At 70.1% G+C, this 20,087-nt stretch carries 17 protein-coding genes; 9 read left to right on the top strand and 8 right to left on the bottom strand.

Going from position 1 to position 20,087, the window contains the following annotated elements:
• The first annotated feature begins 242 nt into the window (after positions 1 to 242).
• Complete coding sequence (gene ileS, locus A5714_RS00820) at positions 243 to 3,362, top strand: isoleucine--tRNA ligase (protein ID WP_068281841.1); 3,120 nt, start codon at positions 243 to 245, stop codon at positions 3,360 to 3,362.
• Between the two features lie 6 nt (positions 3,363 to 3,368).
• Here ileS and A5714_RS00815 read toward each other — a convergent pair whose 3' ends face one another.
• Complete coding sequence (locus A5714_RS00815) at positions 3,369 to 4,169, bottom strand: class I SAM-dependent methyltransferase (RefSeq protein WP_068281839.1); 801 nt, start codon at positions 4,167 to 4,169, stop codon at positions 3,369 to 3,371.
• A 92-nt stretch (positions 4,170 to 4,261) separates the two neighbouring features.
• Positions 4,262 to 4,828: a class I SAM-dependent methyltransferase gene (locus A5714_RS00810; protein ID WP_068067113.1), complete on the bottom strand. Its 567-nt coding sequence runs from the start codon at positions 4,826 to 4,828 to the stop codon at positions 4,262 to 4,264.
• A gap of 53 nt (positions 4,829 to 4,881) precedes the next feature.
• Between A5714_RS00810 and A5714_RS00805 the strand changes: the two genes are divergently transcribed.
• Positions 4,882 to 6,294: a DNA polymerase IV gene (locus A5714_RS00805; RefSeq protein WP_197513492.1), complete on the top strand. Its 1,413-nt coding sequence runs from the start codon at positions 4,882 to 4,884 to the stop codon at positions 6,292 to 6,294.
• On the opposite strand, the gene A5714_RS00800 is transcribed toward A5714_RS00805, so the two are convergent.
• Positions 6,259 to 7,197, bottom strand: coding sequence for an asparaginase (locus A5714_RS00800; protein WP_068281834.1), 939 nt, complete (start codon positions 7,195 to 7,197; stop codon positions 6,259 to 6,261). The genes A5714_RS00805 and A5714_RS00800 overlap by 36 nt on opposite strands.
• 60 nt (positions 7,198 to 7,257) lie before the next feature.
• On the opposite strand from A5714_RS00800, the gene lspA reads away from it, so the two are divergent.
• The gene (gene lspA, locus A5714_RS00795) at positions 7,258 to 7,869 is read left to right on the top strand and encodes a signal peptidase II (RefSeq protein ID WP_068067106.1); all 612 of its coding nucleotides are present in this window, start codon (positions 7,258 to 7,260) and stop codon (positions 7,867 to 7,869) included.
• Positions 7,866 to 8,792 carry an RluA family pseudouridine synthase gene (locus A5714_RS00790; protein ID WP_068281832.1) on the top strand — a complete coding sequence of 309 codons (927 nt, stop codon included), beginning with the start codon at positions 7,866 to 7,868 and terminating at the stop codon, positions 8,790 to 8,792. The genes lspA and A5714_RS00790 overlap by 4 nt, the downstream gene beginning before the upstream one ends.
• Here A5714_RS00790 and A5714_RS00785 read toward each other — a convergent pair whose 3' ends face one another.
• The 3 genes from A5714_RS00785 to A5714_RS00775 form a co-directional block, all read right to left on the bottom strand.
• Positions 8,793 to 9,551, bottom strand: coding sequence for a class I SAM-dependent methyltransferase (locus A5714_RS00785; RefSeq protein ID WP_068281830.1), 759 nt, complete (start codon positions 9,549 to 9,551; stop codon positions 8,793 to 8,795).
• A 21-nt stretch (positions 9,552 to 9,572) separates the two neighbouring features.
• The gene (locus A5714_RS00780) at positions 9,573 to 10,127 is read right to left on the bottom strand and encodes a VOC family protein (RefSeq protein WP_068281828.1); all 555 of its coding nucleotides are present in this window, start codon (positions 10,125 to 10,127) and stop codon (positions 9,573 to 9,575) included.
• Positions 10,128 to 10,231: 104 nt separating this feature from the next.
• The gene (locus A5714_RS00775) at positions 10,232 to 11,050 is read right to left on the bottom strand and encodes an AraC family transcriptional regulator (protein ID WP_304528495.1); all 819 of its coding nucleotides are present in this window, start codon (positions 11,048 to 11,050) and stop codon (positions 10,232 to 10,234) included.
• A gap of 320 nt (positions 11,051 to 11,370) precedes the next feature.
• Between A5714_RS00775 and A5714_RS00770 the strand changes: the two genes are divergently transcribed.
• Positions 11,371 to 12,441 (top strand): NAD(P)-dependent alcohol dehydrogenase, encoded by a 1,071-nt coding sequence (locus A5714_RS00770; protein ID WP_082959500.1) that lies wholly within the window; start codon positions 11,371 to 11,373, stop codon positions 12,439 to 12,441.
• Between the two features lie 10 nt (positions 12,442 to 12,451).
• On the opposite strand, the gene A5714_RS00765 is transcribed toward A5714_RS00770, so the two are convergent.
• Both A5714_RS00765 and A5714_RS00760 read right to left on the bottom strand, forming a co-directional pair.
• A complete protein-coding gene (locus tag A5714_RS00765; protein WP_068281824.1) occupies positions 12,452 to 13,087 on the bottom strand; it encodes an MliC family protein in 636 nt (211 codons plus the stop codon).
• A 73-nt stretch (positions 13,088 to 13,160) separates the two neighbouring features.
• Positions 13,161 to 13,571, bottom strand: a complete 411-nt coding sequence (locus A5714_RS00760) for a group 1 truncated hemoglobin (RefSeq protein ID WP_068281821.1) — start codon at positions 13,569 to 13,571, stop codon at positions 13,161 to 13,163.
• Positions 13,572 to 13,855: 284 nt separating this feature from the next.
• On the opposite strand from A5714_RS00760, the gene A5714_RS00755 reads away from it, so the two are divergent.
• The 4 genes from A5714_RS00755 (at position 13,856) to dnaE (ending at position 20,011) form a co-directional block, all read left to right on the top strand.
• A complete protein-coding gene (locus A5714_RS00755) occupies positions 13,856 to 14,896 on the top strand; it encodes an SDR family NAD(P)-dependent oxidoreductase (protein WP_068281846.1) in 1,041 nt (346 codons plus the stop codon).
• A 4-nt stretch (positions 14,897 to 14,900) separates the two neighbouring features.
• The gene (locus A5714_RS00750) at positions 14,901 to 15,704 is read left to right on the top strand and encodes an SDR family oxidoreductase (RefSeq protein WP_068067087.1); all 804 of its coding nucleotides are present in this window, start codon (positions 14,901 to 14,903) and stop codon (positions 15,702 to 15,704) included.
• A gap of 60 nt (positions 15,705 to 15,764) precedes the next feature.
• On the top strand, positions 15,765 to 16,196 hold the full coding sequence (locus A5714_RS00745; RefSeq protein ID WP_068281820.1) for an SRPBCC family protein: 432 nt from the start codon (positions 15,765 to 15,767) through the stop codon (positions 16,194 to 16,196).
• A 242-nt stretch (positions 16,197 to 16,438) separates the two neighbouring features.
• A complete protein-coding gene (gene dnaE / locus A5714_RS00740) occupies positions 16,439 to 20,011 on the top strand; it encodes a DNA polymerase III subunit alpha (RefSeq protein WP_068281818.1) in 3,573 nt (1,190 codons plus the stop codon).
• Positions 20,012 to 20,087 lie beyond the last annotated feature (76 nt).

Raw genomic sequence — 20,087 nt, 5'->3', positions numbered from 1 at the left:
GGCCAGGTAGCCCCTTGGGGCGCGCCGTTCGTAGAATCGTTTAGTGGCGTCGATCCGGCCATCACCGGGGAGCTTTCGGAAGAACGGCCGCCTGGCTCAGTAGAACCGAACGGGTAGGCCCGTCACAGCCCAATGAGCGGCCGCGCAGCGCGCGGCAAGCGGGGTGGTACCGCGGCGCTCGCGCAGCCAGCGCGTCGTCGTCCCCGGCCTGACAGGACTGGGCACAGGAGACGACGCACACCGTGACCGAAAACGCTGACGTCCAGGCGTATCCGAAGCCGGGAGCTCCCGACTTCCCGGCGCTCGAGCTCGAGGTGCTCGACTACTGGGCCCGCGACAACACCTTTCGCGCCAGCATCGCCCGCCGCGACGGCGCCGACGAATACGTGTTCTACGACGGCCCGCCGTTCGCCAACGGGCTGCCGCACTATGGGCACCTGCTCACCGGCTACGTCAAGGACATCGTTCCGCGGTATCGCACGATGCGCGGCTACAAGGTGGAGCGCCGCTTCGGCTGGGACACCCACGGGCTGCCCGCCGAACTCGAGGTCGAGCGGCAGCTGGGCATCACCGACAAGTCGCAGATCGACGACATGGGCATCGCCGCGTTCAACGACGCCTGCCGCGCCTCGGTGCTGCGCTACACCGACGAATGGCAGGCCTACGTCACCCGCCAGGCGCGCTGGGTCGACTTCGACAACGACTACAAGACGCTCGATCTGCCGTACATGGAATCGGTCATCTGGGCGTTCAAACAGCTGTGGGACAAGGGCCTGGCCTACGAGGGCTACCGCGTGCTGCCGTACTGCTGGCGCGACCAAACCCCGCTGTCCAACCACGAACTACGCATGGACGACGACGTCTACCAGAGCCGCCAGGACCCCGCGCTGACCGTCGGGTTCCGCGTCGCTGGGGGCGAGCTCGACGGCACCTACCTGCTGGTGTGGACGACGACCCCGTGGACCTTGCCGTCCAACCTCGCGGTGGCCGTCGACCCTGACGTGACCTACGCCCACGTCAAGGTGGGGGAGCGGCGTTTCGTGTTGGCACTGCCCCGGCTGGGCGCCTACGCCAAAGAGCTCGGTGACGAACCCGAGATGCTGGGCACCTACCGGGGCGCCGAGTTGCTGGGCACCCGCTACCTGCCGCCGTTCGCGTACTTCGCCGACGCCGAGAACGCGTTTCAGGTGCTGCCGGGCGACTTCGTCACCACCGACGACGGCACCGGGATCGTGCACATGGCGCCGGCCTACGGTGAGGACGACATGGCGACCACCGACAAGGTCGGCATCGTGCCCGTCACCCCGGTCGACGCCCGCGGGCGTTTCGACGCCACCGTGCCGGACTACCAGGGGCAGCACGTCTTCGACGCCAACCCGCACATCATCCGCGACCTGAAGAACGGCAGCGGCCCCGCGGCGACCAACGGCGCGGTGCTGCTGCGCCACGAGACCTACGAACACCCCTACCCGCACTGCTGGCGGTGCCGCAATCCGCTGATCTACCGCGCGGTGTCGTCGTGGTTCATCGCGGTCACCCAGTTCCGAGACCGCATGGTCGAACTCAACCAGCAGATCACCTGGTATCCCGAACACGTCAAGGACGGCCAGTTCGGCAAGTGGCTGCAGGGCGCCCGGGACTGGTCGATCTCACGGAACCGCTACTGGGGCACGCCGATTCCCGTGTGGAAGTCCGACGACCCCGCCTACCCGCGGGTCGACGTGTACGGCAGCCTCGACGACTTCGAACGCGACTTCGGGGTGCGGCCCGACAACCTGCACCGGCCCTACATCGACGAGCTCACCCGGCCCAACCCCGACGACCCCACCGGGCGCAGCACCATGCGCCGCATCCCCGACGTGCTCGACGTGTGGTTCGACTCGGGATCCATGCCGTACGCGCAGGTGCACTACCCGTTCGAGAACGCGGACTGGTTCGACACCCACTACCCCGGCGATTTCATCGTCGAATACATCGGCCAGACCCGCGGTTGGTTCTACACGCTGCACGTGCTGGCCACCGCGCTGTTCGACCGCCCGGCGTTCAAAACCTGTGTGGCGCACGGGATCGTGCTCGGCTCCGACGGGCAGAAGATGAGCAAGTCGCTGCGCAACTATCCCGACGTGTCGGAGGTGTTCGACCGCGACGGCTCCGACGCGATGCGCTGGTTCCTGATGGCCTCGCCGATCTTGCGCGGCGGCAACCTGATCGTCACCGAGCAGGGCATCCGCGAGGGCGTGCGGCAGGTGCTGCTGCCGCTGTGGAACGCCTACAGCTTCCTGGCCCTCTACGCGCCCAAAGTCGGTGCCTGGCGCACGGATTCGACCCAGGTGCTGGACCGCTACATCCTGGCCAAGCTCGCCGAGCTGCGCGACGATCTGACCCGCGAGATGGACACCTGCGACATCTCCCGCGCCTGCGACCGGCTGCGCCAGTTCACCGAGGCGCTCACCAATTGGTATGTGCGACGGTCGCGTTCGCGGTTCTGGGAGGAAGACCCCGACGCCATCGACACGCTGCACACCGTGCTGGAGGTGACGGCGCGGCTGGCCGCCCCGTTGCTGCCGTCGGTCACCGAGATCGTCTGGCGCGGGCTCACCGGCGGGCGCTCGGTGCACCTGACCGACTGGCCCGGCCCCGGTGCGGTGCCCGCAGACCCCGAGTTGGTCGCCGCGATGGACCAGGTGCGCGAGGTCTGCTCGGCCGGGTCGTCGCTGCGCAAGGCCAAGAAGTTGCGGGTGCGCCTGCCGCTGCCGAAACTCACTGTGGCGGTGGCTAACCCGCGATCGCTGGAGCCGTTCACCGACCTGATCGCCGACGAGCTCAACGTCAAGTCCGTCGAGCTGACCGACGCCATCGACACCTACGGACGGTTCGAGCTCACCGTCAACGCGCGGGTTGCCGGGCCGCGGCTCGGCAAGGACGTGCAGGCGGCCATCAAGGCGGTCAAGTCCGGTGCGGGCGTCGTCAACCCGGACGGCACCCTGACCGCCGGTCCGGCGGTGCTGCAACCGCAGGAGTACAGCTCCCGGCTGGTCGCCGCCGACCCGGAATACACCGCGGCGCTGCCCGACGGTGCCGGACTGGTCGTCCTGGACGGCACGGTCACCCCCGAGCTGGAGGCCGAGGGATGGGCCAAGGACCGGATCCGCGAGCTGCAGGAGCTGCGCAAGTCCACGGGACTCGAGGTTTCCGACCGCATCTCGGTGGTGATGGCGGTGCCCGCCGAACGCGCCGGCTGGGCCGCGACGCACCGCGACCTGATCGCGGGGGAGATCCTCGCGACCAGCTTCGAATTCGGCGAGCCGGTCGACGGCGCCGACATCGGCGACGGGGTGCGCGTCGCCATCGCGAAAGCCTGAGCGGCGTCAGGCCCGCGTCGCCGCCGTCGCCAAAGTGACGTAGTCCATGGTGAATTCGCCACCAAGCCGGTCGATGGCGGTCCCGACGGCGTCCTGCACCGTTGCGACCTCGTCCGGCCCGAGAAGGGTGAGCTGGCCGGTGGTGGCCAAATGGTCCAGCCACTCCTCACGCGTGTACCGCCGCTGCCATTCGAACCGCCACTGCTCGGGTTCGGCGAAGCCGCCGGCGGTCCGGATGCCCTGCAGCGCCCGCCGCACGTTCGCCTCTTGTAGCCCGAAACCCGGCGTCAGCAGCGGCGCGTCGGGCGCCACGCGCGCGAGCACGTCCTCGAAGGGCTGCGCCACCTCCGCGGGCGGATCGAAGACATGCCAGTACAGCGCCAACAGGCCGTGTGGCCGCAACACCTGCGAGGCCTTCTCGGCGCCTCGCACGGGATCCACCCAGTGCCAGGCCTGTCCCGCGACGACCGCGTCGAAGGAACGGCCGCGGGGATCCCACGTCTCGAAGTTGCCGATCTCGACGTCGATGCCGCTGCGGCGGGCGACCTCGGCCATCCGGGCGTCGGGGTCGACGCCGAGCACCGTCACCCCGGCCGCGGTGTATTGCCGTGCCCCGATGCCCGTGCCGCAACCGACGTCCAGGAATTCGGTGCCGGGACTTGCGGCGATCACGCGCTGGATGAGGGCGTCGGGATACCGGGGCCGGGCCCGGTCGTAGCGATCGGCGTCTACGCCGAAGGACTCCGCTACTTGACGCATCAGGTGCGGCTGCGGGTCGGGCGGGGGGTCAGTCGACACAGGGGGCATGCTCTCCGTTGTACGCCTCGTCCCGATCGCCGGGGCGGCGCGAGCGAGCCCGACCGCGAAGATTTCACGGTGCGGTTAGGTGCGCGCAACGCTCACGGCTTGACGGCGCGCCAGCGCAGCCTGCCGCCGCGAACCTCGACGTCGACGTCAGCAAACCCCGCCGCGCGCAACCGGTTTGGCAACGTCCGCGGGTCGACGGTGTTGCAGGTGTCGCGGAAGTGCAGGATCCGGAACCGCAGCGACGTCACGCTGTCGCTGCCCGCGAAGACGCCCCGGCGCCGCAGCACCCGAAACGCCTCGGCGAACAACCGGTCCTGCAACTCGACCGTCGGGACGTGGTGCAGCATCGTGAACGACACCACCGAACTGAACTCCTCGGCCGGCAGCCCGGTATCGGTGCCGTCGCCGTTGATGATCCGCGCCCGGTCGCCGTAGAGCCGCTGCAGGCGCTGCGCCATCGGCGTATCGATCTCGACGGACGTGAGCTGCGGTGTCTTGTCGACCAGCACCCGCAGGATCGCGCCGTAGCCCGGTCCGATCTCCAGGGTGTTGTCACCCAGATCGACACCGGCCAACGCCCATGGAAGCAGCTCGTCCTCGACCGCTTTCGCCCACCGATCCGAGCTACAGATCCGCCGGTGCGCCAGGTTCATGGCCATGCCAAAACGGTATCCCAGGGGCGCAATACATTTATCGGGTGGAGTCGCGCTGGGTGCTGCATCTCGACATGGACGCGTTCTTCGCGTCCGTCGAGCAACTCACCCGGCCGACCCTGCGGGGCCGGCCGGTGCTCGTCGGCGGCCTCGGGGGCCGGGGCGTGGTGGCCGGCGCCAGCTACGAGGCCCGCGTCTTCGGGGCCCGATCGGCGATGCCGATGCATCAGGCCCGCCGGCAGGTCGGCGTGACCGCCGTGGTGCTGCCGCCCCGCGGGGTGGTCTACGGCGTGGCGAGCCGGCGGGTGTTCGACGCCGTGCGCAGCCTGGTGCCGGTCGTCGAGCAGTTGTCGTTCGACGAGGGTTTCGGCGAGCCGGCGCACCTGGCCGGGGCGGCCGCCGAACGGGTCGAGGCGTTCTGCGAGGACCTGCGCCGACGGGTCCGCGACGAGACCGGCCTGGTGGCCTCGGTCGGCGCCGGCTCGGGCAAGCAAATCGCCAAGATCGCCTCCGGCCTGGCCAAACCCGACGGCGTCCGGGTGGTGCGGCGGGCCGAGGAGACCGCGCTGCTCGACGGCCTGCCGGTACGCCGGCTGTGGGGGATCGGACCGGTGGCCGACGAGAAGCTGCATCGCCTCGGCATCGAGACGATCGGGCAGTTGGCCGCGCTGAGCGACGCCGAGGCGGCGAACATCCTCGGCGCCACCATCGGGCCGGCGCTGCACCGGCTGGCCCGCGGCATCGATGACCGGCCCGTGGCCGAACGCGCCGAGGCCAAACAGATCAGCTCCGAATCGACCTTCGCCGTCGACCTGACCACGCTCGGCCAGCTGCGCGACGCGATCGACCCGATCGCCGAGCACGCGCACCAGCGGTTGCTGCGCGACGGGCGCGGCGCCCGGACCGTGACGGTCAAGTTGAAGAAATCCGACATGAGCACGTTGACCCGCTCGGCGACCCTGCCCTACGCGACCACCGAGGCGGCGGCGCTGGGGGCGCTGGCCCGGCGGCTGCTGCTGGACCCGCGCGAGATCGGGCCGATTCGGCTTCTGGGCGTGGGCTTTTCGGGGCTCAGCGACGTGCAACAGGAATCGTTGTTTCCCGACCTGGACTTCACGGGGCCGGCGTCGGAGGCGCCGCACGACGTGGCCTCCACCGAGACCGCGACCGAGGCGATGTTCGCGCCGGCGCCCGCGGCGGGCGCCGCCCCCTGGCGCGTCGGGGACGACCTGCGCCACCGCGACCTGGGGCACGGCTGGGTCCAGGGCGCCGGGCACGGCGTGGTGACGGTGCGCTTCGAGACCCGCAGCTCCGGGTCGGGGCAGGCGCGGACGTTCCCCGCCGACACCGCCGAACTCACCCGCGCCAACCCGACGGACAGCCTGAACTGGCCGGACTACATCGAGGCCCTGCGGGCCCGCGACGCCGGCGACGCGTCAGCCCCAGCGGCCGACGACCTCGGCGACGTCTAGCCCGGCGGCCAGCGCGGCCATCACCAGCACCCGCGCCTGCGGCGGCCGCAGCCGCGGCACCATCAGCGCGCCGGCCGCCACCAGGTCGTGGCCGGGGCCGTAGCCCGCGCTGACCCGGCCGCCGGGCACGCGCGTCGACACCCCGACGACCACGCCGGCGCGGCACTGCCGCCGCACACCCTCGACCACCGCGGCTGGCGCGTTGCCCGAGCCCAGCGCCTCGACGATCACCCCGCGCGCGCCGGCGGCCACGCAGGCGTCCAGCGCCACGGCATCGCAGCCCAGGTAGGCGGCGACGATGTCGACCCGCGGAGCGGCGGCGGCGCTCACCGCGCCGACCTGCGGGCGCGTCTTGGGCCCCCGCAGCGTCACACCGCCGGAGCTGGTGCCCAGCAATTCACCGGCGAAGCCGCTGAGGTCCTGGGTGGCCGCCTTGTGCAGGCCCAGCGGCTGCCACACCCGGCCCGCGAACGACAGCAGCACGCCCAGGCCGCGGGCGGACGGGCTGGCCGCCACCGCCAGGGCGTCGCGCAGGTTGGCCGGCCCGTCGGCGTCGGGCGCGTCGGCGCTGCGCATCGCGCCGGTCAAGACGACGGGCGCCTCGCCGTCATAGGTGAGCTCGAGCCACAGCGCGCTCTCCTCCATGGTGTCGGTGCCGTGGGCGACAACCACGCCGTCGGCGCCGCCGGAGACCGCGGCGGCGATGGCGGTGCGCATCCGGTCCCAGTCCGGCACCGTCAGCTCCGAGCTGTCCACGGCCATCAGGTCGACGACATCCACGTCGAGGCCGCCGCGCACGGGCGCGACCAGGTCCGCGCCCCGCAGGGCGGGCCGGTGCACCCCGTCGGGGCCGGTCGCGGTGGAAATCGTGCCGCCGGTGGCGATGACGGTGAGTCGTCCCATGGGGAAATCATGGCGCACGCCGTGCGCCAACGGGCCGTCCCTTTAGTGGATGATGAGAGGGTGCCCGAAGAACCCTCTGGATCGACCGAGCCGGTGACCGCGCCCGAGCGGGACGCCGCGGCGCCCGCCCCGCGGCGGTTGCGTCTGCTGGTGTCGGTCGCGGCGGTCGTCCTCGCGTTGGACATCGTCACCAAGGTGCTGGCCGTCAAGTTGCTGCCGCCGGGCCAGCCCGTCTCGATCATCGGCGACACGGTCACCTGGACGCTGGTGCGCAACTCGGGGGCCGCCTTCTCGATGGCCACCGGCTACACCTGGGTGCTGACGCTGATCGCCACCGGCGTGGTGGGCGGCATCTTCTGGATGGGACGGCGGCTGGTGTCGCCGTGGTGGGCTGTCGGGCTGGGCATGATCCTGGGCGGCGCGATGGGCAACCTCGTCGACCGCTTCTTCCGGGCCCCCGGCCCGCTGCGGGGCCACGTCGTCGACTTCCTGTCGGTCGGCTGGTGGCCGGTGTTCAATGTCGCCGACCCGGCGGTGGTCGGCGGGGCCATCTTGCTGGTCGCGCTGTCGATCTTCGGCTTCGACTTCGACACCGTGGGCCGGCGCAAACCCGGCGACGGGGCAGCCGACGACAGCGCGGCCGACGATCACAAGGCCGACCAGAACAAATGAGTGCCCGCTCGATGCCCGTGCCGGAGGGCTTGGCGGGGATGCGCGTCGACGCGGGGCTGGCCCGTCTGCTCGGGTTGTCGCGCAGCGCCGTCGCCGCCATCGCCGAGGGTGGCGGCGTCGAGTTGGACGGGGTGCAGGCCGGCAAGTCCGACCGGCTGACCTCGGGCGCCTGGCTGCAGGTGCGCCTGCCCGAGGCGCCCGCGGCGCCGGAGAACACGCCGGTCGACATCGAGGGCATGACCATCCTGTACTCCGACGACGACATCGTCGTCGTCGACAAGCCGGCCGCGGTGGCGGCGCACGCCTCGGTCGGTTGGACCGGCCCCACGGTCCTGGGCGGGCTGGCCGCCGCGGGCTACCGCATCACCACCTCGGGCGTGCACGAGCGGCAGGGCATCGTGCATCGCCTGGACGTCGGCACCTCCGGGGTGATGGTGGTCGCCCTTTCCGAACGCGCCTACACCGTGCTCAAGCGGGCGTTCAAGCAGCGCACCGTGGACAAGCGCTACCACGCCCTGGTGCAGGGCCATCCCGACCCGTCCAGCGGGACGATCGACGCGCCGATCGGCCGGCACCGGGGCGGCGAGTGGAAGTTCGCGGTCACCTCCGACGGCCGCCACAGCCTCACGCATTACGACACCGTGGAGGCCTTCGTCGCCGCCAGCCTGCTCGACGTGCACCTGGAAACCGGTCGCACGCACCAGATCCGGGTGCACTTCGCGGCCCTGCATCACCCGTGTTGCGGCGACCTCGTCTACGGGGCCGACCCGAAACTGGCGAAAAGGCTTGGCCTGCAACGGCAATGGCTGCACGCGCGGTCGCTGTCGTTCGCCCACCCCGCCGACGGCCGGCGGGTCGAGTTCGTCAGCCCGTACCCGGACGACCTGCGCCACGCGTTGGACGTCCTGCGCGACGAGGGCTGATCAGGCCGGCGTGCGCGCCTCCACCAGCAGCCGCGTCGAGTGGGCGACGAACGATCCCTGCGCCGTGATGCGCTCGTGCAGTTCGGCGAGCCGGTCCCGGTAGCGGTGCACCGTGAAGTCGGGCACCGTCCAGATCACCTTGCGCAGGAAGTACACGACGGCGCCGACGTCGAAGAACTCCGCCCGCATCCGCTCCATGCGCAGGTCGACGACTTCCAGCCCGGCGGCCTCGGCCTGCGCGCGCACGGCCTCGGGGCGAAACTCGGCCCACCGTTGCGGCTGGGGCCCGATGAAGAACTCGACCAGTTCACCCATGGTGGCCGGGCCGATGTGCTGGGCGAAGTAGGTGCCGCCCGGCCGCAGGACCCGGCGGATCTCCGACCACCACACCGAGACCGGGTGGCGGGTGGTGACCAGGTCGAACGCCTCGTCGGCGAACGGCAACGGCGGCTCGTCGCGGATCGCGACCACCAGCACGCCGAGCGGGTGCAGGCGCCGCGTGGCCAGCGCCGCATTGGGGGGCCACGTCTCGATGGCCGCCATGGTCGGCGGGAACGGCGCCGCGCCGGCAAGCACCTCGCCACCGCCGGTGTGGATGTCCAGGGCGGCCGACGCCGTCGCCAACCGCTGCCGCAGCAACCTCTGGTAACCCCACGACGGGCGTTGTTCGGTCGCGCGGCCGTCGAGCCACGCGAAATCCCAACCGTCGACAGGAGCGGCGGCGGCTTCGGCGATCAGCTCCTCGAAAGTGCGCGGCATCCCAGCATTGTCGGACAGCGATCAGACCTGATGCGTACCGGCCTTCCCGTTGACCAGCGCGAGGGTGCTCCAGATCTGCGTGGTGCCGTGGGAGTAGATCTCGACGATGTTGCCGAACGGGTCCTCGCAGTAGCAGACGTAGAAACCGATCCCCGGCGCGAATTCCCACACGGCGCTGCGCTGCTTGCCGCCGCTGTCGACGATGCGCCGCGCCAGACCTTCGACGTCGGGGTCGATGACGCAGAAGTGGAACGTACCGGTCCTGTGCAAGTAGAACTGCGTGTTCTCGTCCGCGCTTCGCTGCGTGGGTTGGGGATCGGAGAACTCGAACAGTTCCAGGCCGACGCCGTTGCCGGCGTCCATCATCGCGATCCGGCCCGAGACCACGTGCGGTCCCAGCATGTCCGCGACCAACCGGCCGAAGTAGCCGTCACCGGCGGTGTACTCCTGGGGTTCGTGCAGCAGCGCGAAGCCCAGCACGCGCTGGTACCACTCGACGGCCGCATCGGCGTCGGTGACGGTCACACCGACGTGAGTGATGGTGCGGGGCTGCACATTTGGGCTGGCTGCGGTCATTGTTGAGTCTCCTTCGTCGGGGCCTTGCCAGCCTCAGTGCAGCACGGCGTAACTGCCGGTCGGACAGGTTCGCCCGAACTCGTCACCGATGCGCGCGCATTGAGTCATCGGGCGGCCCCGCGGGCTTCCGGCCGGGGCGCGTAGTCACGGGGGGTGGCCCCGAATCGCGTCCGGAACTCCTTGATGAAATGTGAGGCGCTGACGTAGCCGACGCGCTGGGCGACGTCGGACACGCTCAGCCGCCGATCCAGCACCAGCTCGCGCGCCCGGTTCAACCGAACATCCTTGACGTATTGATAGGGCGAAGACCCCGTCACCTCGCGGAACGCCCGGGTGAACGCCGAGGGGCTCAGGCCCACCTGCGCCGCCAGGGTCGCGACGGTGAGCGGTTCGGCCGAATGCGCGTCGATGTACGTCAGGGCGGCGCCGATCGGATTGCCGGCCGCCTGCTGGGCGGCGAAGTGCAGCAGCCGGGCGAACTGCTCGCGTTGCAGCACCCGGTAGACGAGTTCGCGCACGTACAGCGGCGCCAGCACGCGCCGGTCGACGTCGCTCGACAGCGACCGCAGGAAGCGCAGGACCGAGCCGAGCACCTCGTGGTCGAGCGCGGAGACGACGCACGCCGGGGCCTGCGCCGGCACCGCCGCGGCACCGCGCCGCCGGCCCGGCATCTCATCGGAGAGCGCACGCACGGTGCCGGGGTCCACCTCCAGCACCATGCACACGCAGGGCCGGCTCGGTGAGGCCTCGAGCACCTCGCTCTGAAAGTGCAGGTCGCCGTTGATGACCAGGTAGCTGAACTGGTCGTAGACGTGGCGCCGGCCCCTCTCGATCACCGCTTTGCGGCCTTGCGCGACGAGGCCCAGCGAGAGTCCCTGGATCTCCTGCCACTCGGGTTCGGTGGGGTCGGTGAAACGGTAGATCGTCAGGCCCGGCCACAGCCCGACGTTGGCACCCGTCCGCGGTGCGCGGGCCGTCAGCTCGGCGACGAGGTCGGCGGAGCTGACATGGTGCTCGATGTGTGCGGTGGCGGTCAGGTCGTCACCTCCTCGAGCAGCAACACGCCGCGCCTAAAAGGTATCGAACCGGCGGGTCGTGTGCTGGGCAACCGGTGCGCCGGCCGCGGTGAAATCGGCAAACATCGAGCAGGAATCTTGTACCGCGGTCGTCGACGATCGGGTTGGCTGTGGTGACACCGGGACCGGGACCGGCGCCGGCGATGACGACGACAAGAGGAGGGGCCATGCCGATGCGGGCAGCGCGCATGCACGGGTACAACCAGCCGTTGGAGATCGACGAGGTCCCGGTTCCCGATGTCGGGCGCCACCAGGTGCTGATCAAGGTGGCGGCAACGGGCATGTGCCGCAGCGACTATCAGTTGTTGGACGGCTATTTCCGGGACGGCCTGCCGGTCGAGTTTCCCTTCATTCCCGGGCACGAGGTGGCGGGCACCATCGCCGCGGTGGGTGCCGACGTGCCCGCGGCGGCCGGCATCGCCGAGGGCGACCTCGTGGTGGTCGACCCGAACTGGGGGGACGGCACCTGCCGGCAATGCCACGAAGGAAATCAGCAACTGTGCGCCAACGGGCAGCTCGTCGGCTTCGGACCCAACGGGGGCTTCGCCGAATACATGGTCGCGCCGTTCGACCACGTGATCTCCATTGCCGATCAGCAAAATCCGCAACCCGAGTACCTGGCGCCGCTGACCGATGCGGGGCTCACGCCGTATCGCGGCATGAAGAAGCTGCGTGACGCGGGCAAGCTCGGCGCCGGCCGGACGGTGGTGGTCAACGGCATCGGCGGCCTGGGCGGTTACGCGGTGCAGTACGCGCGGCTGCTCGGTGGCGGCGCGACGGTGCTCGGATTCGCGCGCAGCGACGAAAAGCTGGCCATGGCAAGGGAACACGGCGCCCACCACACGGTGAACGTCCGGGACAAGTCCGCCGAGGACGTCCAAAACGAGCTCGAGGACCTGACCGGCCGGCGCACCGTCGACGCTGTCCTGGACTGCGCCGGGTCCGCGGAATCGCTGGGCCTGGCCGCCGCGATTCTGCATACCGCGGGGGCGCTCTCGCAGGTCGGTCTCATGGGCCAGCAGGTGCAGTTGCCGATATTTCCTTTTGTGAGCGGTGAGAAGTCCTACTTCGGCTCGTTCTGGGGCAACTACAACGACCTCAGGGAGGTGCTCGCCCTGGCCGGCGAAGGGCTGATCAAGCATCACGTGGTGCCCGTGAAACTCGACGACATCAACGACAACCTGGAGGCGTTGGGCCGGGGCGACATCGTCGGCCGGGCGGTCGTCGTGTTCGACTGACCGGGACGAATCAGCTTGTGTGGCAGACGAATTCGGCGCCACCCAGGTGCAGCGTCACCTCGCCCTGATGTTCCCAGTATTCCGCGCCCTGGCGGCCGTAGCGCGCGCCGCTGCCCGAGGGCTGCTGAAAGAGGATCTGCTGGTTGCCTTTCCAATTCAGCACCGCCGTCGGCGGGTCGAACTGGTTGTAGAACTGGGCGGTCAGCGGACCGTCTTCGGCGGGACATCGGTAGGACACGACCGGGGGCTGCGTCGTGGCGGGGTCGGCGACGGCCAGCTGCACCAGTCGCGTGCGGTACGCCTCGAGAACGCAGCTGCGCAGGTCGGTGTTCTGGGGACAGGCGTCGCGCGCGGCCGCCCAGCTGGCCTGCGCGGCGCCCAGCGCCGCCTGGTCCGCGCCCGGGCGGGCGAGCGCCTGTTGGTAGGCGGTCTGCAGGCGCCGGTCCAGGTCGCCGAGTTGCTGGTCGTTGCAGACCAGCCGCTGCGCGTCGGACGCCGGTTTAGCGCAGTCCAGGGCCGCCGGGCGGGCGGCCGACGGCGACGGCGATGCGGGCGGCGGTGTCGTGCTCCCGGGCGCGGGCTGGTCGGCCTTGGCGCCGCAGGCGCTGGCCACCAGGACCACGGCGAGGGCGGCGAGCAGTCTCATAGGTGCTTGGGTACCGCGTCTCGGGCCGCCCGCGCGCGCGACACGCCGACGCCCGCCCGCGGGACGGAAGCGCTCAGACCGACGACTTGGCGTCGCCCGTGGCGATCTCCGGCGCCAGCGGCGCGATGGCGCCGATGATGTCGGTCACCGTCTCCGGGGGCACGCCCGCAGCGGTCAGCGCGTCCGACAGGTGGCGGGCCACCAGGCCGAAGTGGTGCATGGTGATGCCGCGTCCCTGATGCACCTGCTTCATCGGGGCGCCGGTGTAGGGCTCCGGGCCGCCGAGCGCGGCGGCGAAGAACTCCACCTGCTTGCCCTTGAGGCGGTTCATGTTCGTCCCGGTGAAGAAGCCGGACAGTTGATCGTCGGTCAGCACGCGATCGTAAAAGTCCTCGACCACGACCTCCAGTGCCTCGTGACCGCCGATCCGGTCGTAGACGGTGCTGACCGGTTCGGGCTTGTGGAAGCGCGCCAGAATTTTCATAACCACGATTGGAGCATTTCGCCGTTGCCCGACCGTTAGTGTGCGATCACGCGCGGATTGCCCTGTGTAACAAGCGGATTGCCCGATGCTGGCGCCGGCCCCGACCGGGCCGTGAGGTGGTGGGGCCCGGCACTTGGCGGCAATCCGCGCCGCGCCGGTCCGTTGATGTCCTAGGTTGGCGTAATGACGCACGTCACATCACTCGCACAGCCCCACAAGGCGGTGGCGGTCAACGGGCAGGCCAGCTGCGGTCGGGGGGCCGACATCATCAGGAGGGAATGCCGATGAACCTTGGTGACCTCACGAACTTGGTGGAGAACTCCATCGGGAGCCTCGTGGAGAAGCCGCTGGCGGCGGTGTCGCACCTCGTGAACACCCCGAACTCGGCGGGGCGCTACCGGCCGTTCTACCTGCGCAACCTGCTGGACGCGGTGCAGGGCCGCTCGCTCGAGGACGCGGTCGACGGCAAGGTGGCCCTGATCACGGGCGGGTCGTCGGGCATCGGCGAGGCGGCCGCCAAGAGGATCGCCGACGCCGGCGGCGCGGTGGTGCTGGTCGCCCGCACCAAGGAGAACCTCGAGAAGGTCGCCGACGAGATCCGCGGCAACGGCGGGATCGCGCACTACTACCCGTGCGACCTGACCGACATGGACGCCATCGCCGACATGGCCGACCGGGTGCTCAGCGACCTCGGCGGTGTCGACATCCTGATCAACAACGCCGGCCGGTCGATCCGGCGGTCGCTGGAACTGTCCTACGAGCGCATCCACGACTACCAGCGGACCATGCAGCTCAACTACCTGGGCGCGGTCCAGCTGATCCTCAAGTTCATCCCCGGGATGCGCGAGCGCGGCTGCGGGCACGTCATCAACGTCTCCTCGGTCGGGGTGCAGACGCGGGCACCGCGATTCGGCGCCTACATCGCCAGCAAGGCGGCGCTGGACAGCCTGTGCGACGCGCTGCAGGCCGAGACCGTCAACGACGACGTCCGCTTCACCACCGTGCACATGGCGCTGGTTCGCACGCCGATGATCAGCCCGACCACCCTCTACGACAAGTTTCCGGCCCTGACCCCGGAGCAGGCGGCCGGCGTGATCGCGGACGCGATCGTGCACCGGCCACGCCGCGCCAGCTCGCCGTTCGGGCAGTTCGCGGCGGTAGCCGACGCGGTCAATCCGGCGGTGATGGACCGCGTGCGCAACCGCGCGTTCGCCATGTTCGGTGATTCCGACGCGGCGAAGGGCGGTGAATCGCCTTCGGAGGCAGAACGTTTCGATCGACGCAGCGAGGCGTTTGTGCGGGCGACCCGCGGGATACATTGGTGAGACGATGAGCCTGCCGAAGCCTGACATCCAGTCCACCGTCGTCATCACCGGCGCCTCCTCCGGCATCGGCGCAGAGCTGGCGCGTGGGCTTGCGCGCCGCGGGTTCCCGCTGCTGCTGGTCGCGCGCCGCCGCGAGCGCCTGGACGAGCTCGCCAACGAGGTGGGCAAGGAGTTTTCCGTCGCCGTCGAGGTGCTGCCGCTGGACCTCAGCGACGCCAAGGGCCGCGCCAAGCTGATCAACCGGCTGCGGGGCGAGCCGATCGCCGGCCTGTGCAACAGCGCCGGGTTCGGCACCAGCGGCGTGTTCCACGAGTTGCCGGTCGAGCGGGAGAGCGAGGAGGTCACGCTCAACGCCCTGGTGCTGATGGAGCTGACCCACGCGGCCCTGCCCGGCATGGTGAAGCGCGGGGCGGGCGCGGTGATGAACATCGCCTCGATCGCGGGGTTCCAGCCGGTGCCCTACATGGCGGTGTACTCGGCGACAAAGGCCTTCGTGCAGACGTTCTCCGAGGCGGTCCACGAGGAGTTGCACGGCACCGGGGTGTCGGTCACGTGCCTGTGCCCGGGGCCGGTGCCCACCGAGTGGGCCGAGATCGCCAACGCCGAGCGGTTCAGCATCCCTATGGCGCAGGTGTCGCCGCGGGAGGTGGCCGAGGCGGCGATCAGCGGGATGCTCTCCGGGCGGCGCACCGTCGTGCCCGGTGTCGTCCCCAAGGTCGTCAGCACCGGCGGCCGGTTCGTTCCGCGCAGCCTGCTGCTGCCGGGGATCCGGATCGGCAACCGGTTCCGCGGCGGCCCCAGCCGCTAGCAGACGCCCGACGCCTCGGGGGCCGCACGGGCGCCCCGCGCGGCGCGTTACGCTCGCCCGATGGCCGCCGTTGACGTGACCGCCGAGGTGCCGATGAGCCCGCGGGACGCGTGGGAGCGCGTGTCGGACCTCGCGCACCTGGGGGACTGGCTCGTCGTGCACGAGGGGTGGCGCAGCGAGCTGCCCGACGAGATCACCGAGGGCACCGAGGTGGTGGGCGTCGCGCGTGCCAAGGGGTTCCGCAACCGGGTGGTCTGGACCGTGACGACGTGGGACCCGCCGCACGAGGTGGTGCTCGCGGGTGCGGGCAAGGGCGGCGCGAAGTACGCGGTGGCGCTCACCGTGGCCGCGGCGGCCGGGGGTTCCCGCCTCGGCCTGCGCCTCGAGCTGGGCGGACGCCCGCTGTTCGGGCCGGTCGGCGCGGCCGCGGCGCGCGCCGTCAAGGGCGACGTTCAGAAGTCGCTGACCCGGTTCGTCGAGCTGTACGGCTAGTCCCCCCCCCGTGGCGATCGCAAGCGCGGCGGAGCCGGGCGCGGCGGGTCGCCACTGGCATCCGGGCGATCGCAAGCGCGGCGGAGCCGGGCGCGGCGGGTCGCCCACTGACCTCCGGGCGATCGCAAGCGCGGCGGAGCCGGGCGCCGCGGGTCGCCACTGGCATCCGCGCGAACTCGGCGAGACACACTTGCGCGACACGCCCAAAAAGCGTCGGTGCGCGGTCATAGACTGGCGTCCCTATGACCGAGTCGTTGCCTCCTGACGCGAGCGTTCGTCGCGAGTCGTCGTTCGTGCATCTGCACAACCACACCGAGTACTCGATGCTCGACGGCGCTGCGAAAATCGCCCCGATGTTCGCCGAGGCGGCGCGCCTGGGAATGCCCGCGATCGGCATGACCGACCACGGAAACATGTTCGGCGCCAGCGAGTTCTACAACGGTGCCGTCAAGGCCGGCATCAAACCGATCATCGGGGTCGAGGCCTACATCGCGCCCGGCTCGCGGTTCGACACCCGCCGCATCACCTGGGGCGACCCCAGCCAGAAGAGCGACGACGTGTCGGCCAGCGGCGCCTACACCCACCTGACCATGGTGGCCGAGAACGCCACCGGGCTGCGCAACCTGTTCAAGCTGACCTCGCTGGCCTCGTTCGAGGGGCAGCTGGGCAAGTGGGCGCGCATGGACGCCGAGCTCATCGCCGAACATGCCGAGGGCATCATCGCCACCACCGGCTGCCCGTCGGGCGAGGTGCAGACCCGGCTGCGGCTGGGCCACACCCGCGAGGCGCTGGAGTCCGCCGCCAAGTGGCGCGAGATCTTCGGGCCCGACAACTTCTTCCTCGAGCTGATGGACCACGGCCTGTCCATCGAGCAGCGCGTCCGCGAGGGGCTGCTGGAGGTCGGCCGCAAGCTGGGCATCCCGCCGCTGGCCACCAACGACTGCCACTACGTGACCCGCGACGCCGCGCACAACCACGAGGCGCTGCTGTGCGTGCAGACCGGCAAGACGCTGTCGGATCCCACCCGCTTCAAGTTCGACGGCGACGGCTACTACCTGAAGTCGGCGGCCGAGATGCGCCAGCTGTGGGACAGCCAGGTGCCCGGCGCCTGCGATTCCACGCTGTTGATCGCCGAGCGCGTGCAGCCCTACGACGACGTGTGGGCGCCGCGGGACCGGATGCCGATCTTCCCGGTTCCCGAGGGGCACGACCAGGCGAGCTGGCTGCACCACGAGGTGATGGCCGGGCTGCGGCGGCGGTTCGGATCGGGCGTCGGCCAGGACTACATCGACCGGGCCGAATACGAGATCAAGGTCATCTGCGACAAGGGTTTCCCGTCCTACTTCCTGATCGTCGCGGACCTCATCAACCACGCGCGCTCGGTCGACATCCGGGTGGGGCCGGGGCGTGGCTCGGCCGCCGGCTCGCTGGTGGCCTACGCGCTGGGCATCACCAACATCGACCCCATCCCGCACGGCCTGCTGTTCGAGCGCTTCCTCAACCCCGAGCGCCCGTCCGCGCCCGACATCGACATCGACTTCGACGACCGTCGGCGCGGCGAGATGGTGCGCTACGCCGCCGACAAGTGGGGCTCCGACCGGGTCGCCCAGGTCATCACCTTCGGCACCATCAAAACCAAAGCGGCGCTGAAGGATTCGGCGCGCATCCACTACGGCCAGCCCGGTTTCGCCATCGCCGACCGGATCACCAAGGCGTTGCCGCCGCCGATCATGGCCAAGGACATCCCGCTGTCGGGCATCACCGACCCGAACCACGAGCGGTACAAGGAAGCCGCCGAGGTCCGCGGGCTCATCGAGACCGACCCCGACGTGCGCACCATCTACCAGACCGCCCGCGGCCTGGAGGGCCTGATCCGCAACGCCGGCGTGCACGCCTGCGCGGTGATCATGAGCAGCGAGCCGCTGACCGAGGCGATCCCGCTGTGGAAGCGACCGCAGGACGGCGCCATCATCACCGGCTGGGACTACCCGTCGTGTGAGGCCATCGGCCTGCTGAAGATGGACTTCCTGGGCCTGCGCAACCTGACGATCATCGGCGACGCGCTGGATAACATCAAGGCCAACCGGGGCATCGACCTCGACCTGGAGTCGGTGCCGCTCGACGACAAGGCGACCTACGAGCTGCTCGGCCGCGGCGACACCCTCGGGGTGTTCCAGCTCGACGGCGGCCCGATGCGCGACCTGCTGCGCCGCATGCAGCCCACCGAGTTCAACGACATCGTCGCCGTCCTGGCGCTGTACCGGCCCGGCCCGATGGGCATGAACGCCCACAACGACTACGCCGACCGCAAGAACAACCGGCAGGCGGTCCGGCCGATCCACCCCGAACTCGAGGAGCCGCTGCGCGAGATCCTCGCCGAAACCTACGGCCTGATCGTCTACCAAGAGCAGATCATGTTCATCGCCCAGAAGGTCGCCTCCTACACGATGGGCAAGGCCGACGCGCTGCGCAAGGCGATGGGCAAGAAGAAGCTCGAGGTGCTCGAGGCGGAGTACAAGGGCTTCTACGAGGGCATGACCACCAACGGCTTCTCCGAGAAAGCGGTGAAGGCGTTGTGGGACACCATCCTTCCGTTCGCCGGATACGCGTTCAACAAGTCGCACGCCGCCGGCTACGGCCTGGTGTCCTACTGGACGGCCTACCTCAAGGCCAACTATCCGGCCGAGTACATGGCGGGCCTGCTCACCTCGGTCGGCGACGACAAGGACAAGGCCGCGGTGTATCTGGCCGACTGCCGCAAGCTCGGGATCACGGTGCTGCCGCCCGACGTCAACGAGTCGTTGGTGAACTTCGCCTCGGTGGGCCAAGACATCCGCTTCGGCCTGGGCGCCGTGCGCAACGTCGGCGCCAACGTCGTCGGCTCGTTGATCGCCACCCGCAACGACAAGGGCAAGTTCACCGACTTCTCCGACTACCTGAACAAGATCCACATCTCGGCGTGCAACAAGAAGGTCACCGAGTCGCTGATCAAGGCGGGCGCGTTCGACTCGCTGGGCCACGCCCGCAAGGGCCTGTTTTTGGTCCACACCGACGCGGTCGATTCGGTGCTGGGCACCAAAAAAGCCGAGGCGATGGGGCAGTTCGACCTGTTCGGCGGCGGCAGCGACGGCAGCGTCACCGACTCTGTGTTCACCATCAAGGTCCCCGACGACGAGTGGGAAGACAAGCACAAGCTCGCCCTGGAACGGGAGATGTTGGGGCTCTACGTGTCCGGGCACCCGCTCAACGGGGTCGCGCACCTGCTGGCCGCGCAGACCGACACCCAGATCCCGGCGATCCTCGACGGCGACGTCGCCAACGAGACGCAGGTGCGGGTCGGCGGCATCCTCGCGTCGGTCAACCGCCGGGTCAACAAGAACGGAATGCCCTGGGCTTCAGCCCAATTGGAAGACCTCACCGGTGGCATCGAGGTGATGTTCTTTCCGCACGCGTACTCCAGTTACGGCGCCGACATCGCCGACGACGCGGTGGTGCTGATCAACGCCAAGGTGGCCATCCGTGATGACCGCATCGCGCTGATCGCCAACGAGCTTGTGGTACCCGACTTTTCCAGCGCGCAGGTGAACCGGCCGCTCGCCGTCAGCCTGCCCACCCGGCAGTGCACCCACGACAAGGTCAGCGCGCTCAAGCAGGTGTTGGCCCGCCACCCCGGCACGGCGCAGGTGCACCTGCGGCTGATCAGCAGCGAGCGGATCACCACGCTGGAGCTGGACGCGTCGCTGCGGGTGACCCCGTCGCCGGCCCTGATGGGTGACCTCAAGGCGCTGCTCGGCCCCGGCTGCCTGGGCGGCTAACCGTCCGTCGGGCGTGGCCCGTTTCGCGAACGTGACGCCAGCCGCACACCCGCGCCTCGCGCGCCTCGCGTCGCCA

This window comes from Mycobacterium sp. E2462 (assembly GCF_001672685.1).
Classification (GTDB): domain Bacteria; phylum Actinomycetota; class Actinomycetes; order Mycobacteriales; family Mycobacteriaceae; genus Mycobacterium.
This window is presented reverse-complemented; position numbering and strand designations above follow the sequence as displayed.

Excerpts from the sequence above, each read along its gene's own strand:
- A5714_RS00750 (WP_068067087.1), top strand. The coding sequence starts at position 14,901 with ATGAGCCTGCCGAAGCCTGACATCCAGTCCACCGTCGTCATCACCGGC.
- A5714_RS00785 (WP_068281830.1), bottom strand. The coding sequence starts at position 9,551 with ATGCCGCGCACTTTCGAGGAGCTGATCGCCGAAGCCGCCGCCGCTCCT.
- A5714_RS00770 (WP_082959500.1), top strand. The coding sequence starts at position 11,371 with ATGCCGATGCGGGCAGCGCGCATGCACGGGTACAACCAGCCGTTGGAG.
- A5714_RS00760 (WP_068281821.1), bottom strand. The coding sequence starts at position 13,571 with ATGAAAATTCTGGCGCGCTTCCACAAGCCCGAACCGGTCAGCACCGTC.
- A5714_RS00765 (WP_068281824.1), bottom strand. The coding sequence starts at position 13,087 with ATGAGACTGCTCGCCGCCCTCGCCGTGGTCCTGGTGGCCAGCGCCTGC.
- A5714_RS00755 (WP_068281846.1), top strand. The coding sequence starts at position 13,856 with ATGAACCTTGGTGACCTCACGAACTTGGTGGAGAACTCCATCGGGAGC.
- A5714_RS00790 (WP_068281832.1), top strand. The coding sequence starts at position 7,866 with ATGAGTGCCCGCTCGATGCCCGTGCCGGAGGGCTTGGCGGGGATGCGC.
- A5714_RS00810 (WP_068067113.1), bottom strand. The coding sequence starts at position 4,828 with ATGGCCATGAACCTGGCGCACCGGCGGATCTGTAGCTCGGATCGGTGG.
- A5714_RS00800 (WP_068281834.1), bottom strand. The coding sequence starts at position 7,197 with ATGGGACGACTCACCGTCATCGCCACCGGCGGCACGATTTCCACCGCG.
- A5714_RS00780 (WP_068281828.1), bottom strand. The coding sequence starts at position 10,127 with ATGACCGCAGCCAGCCCAAATGTGCAGCCCCGCACCATCACTCACGTC.
- A5714_RS00815 (WP_068281839.1), bottom strand. The coding sequence starts at position 4,169 with ATGCCCCCTGTGTCGACTGACCCCCCGCCCGACCCGCAGCCGCACCTG.
- dnaE (WP_068281818.1), top strand. The coding sequence starts at position 16,439 with ATGACCGAGTCGTTGCCTCCTGACGCGAGCGTTCGTCGCGAGTCGTCG.
- A5714_RS00745 (WP_068281820.1), top strand. The coding sequence starts at position 15,765 with ATGGCCGCCGTTGACGTGACCGCCGAGGTGCCGATGAGCCCGCGGGAC.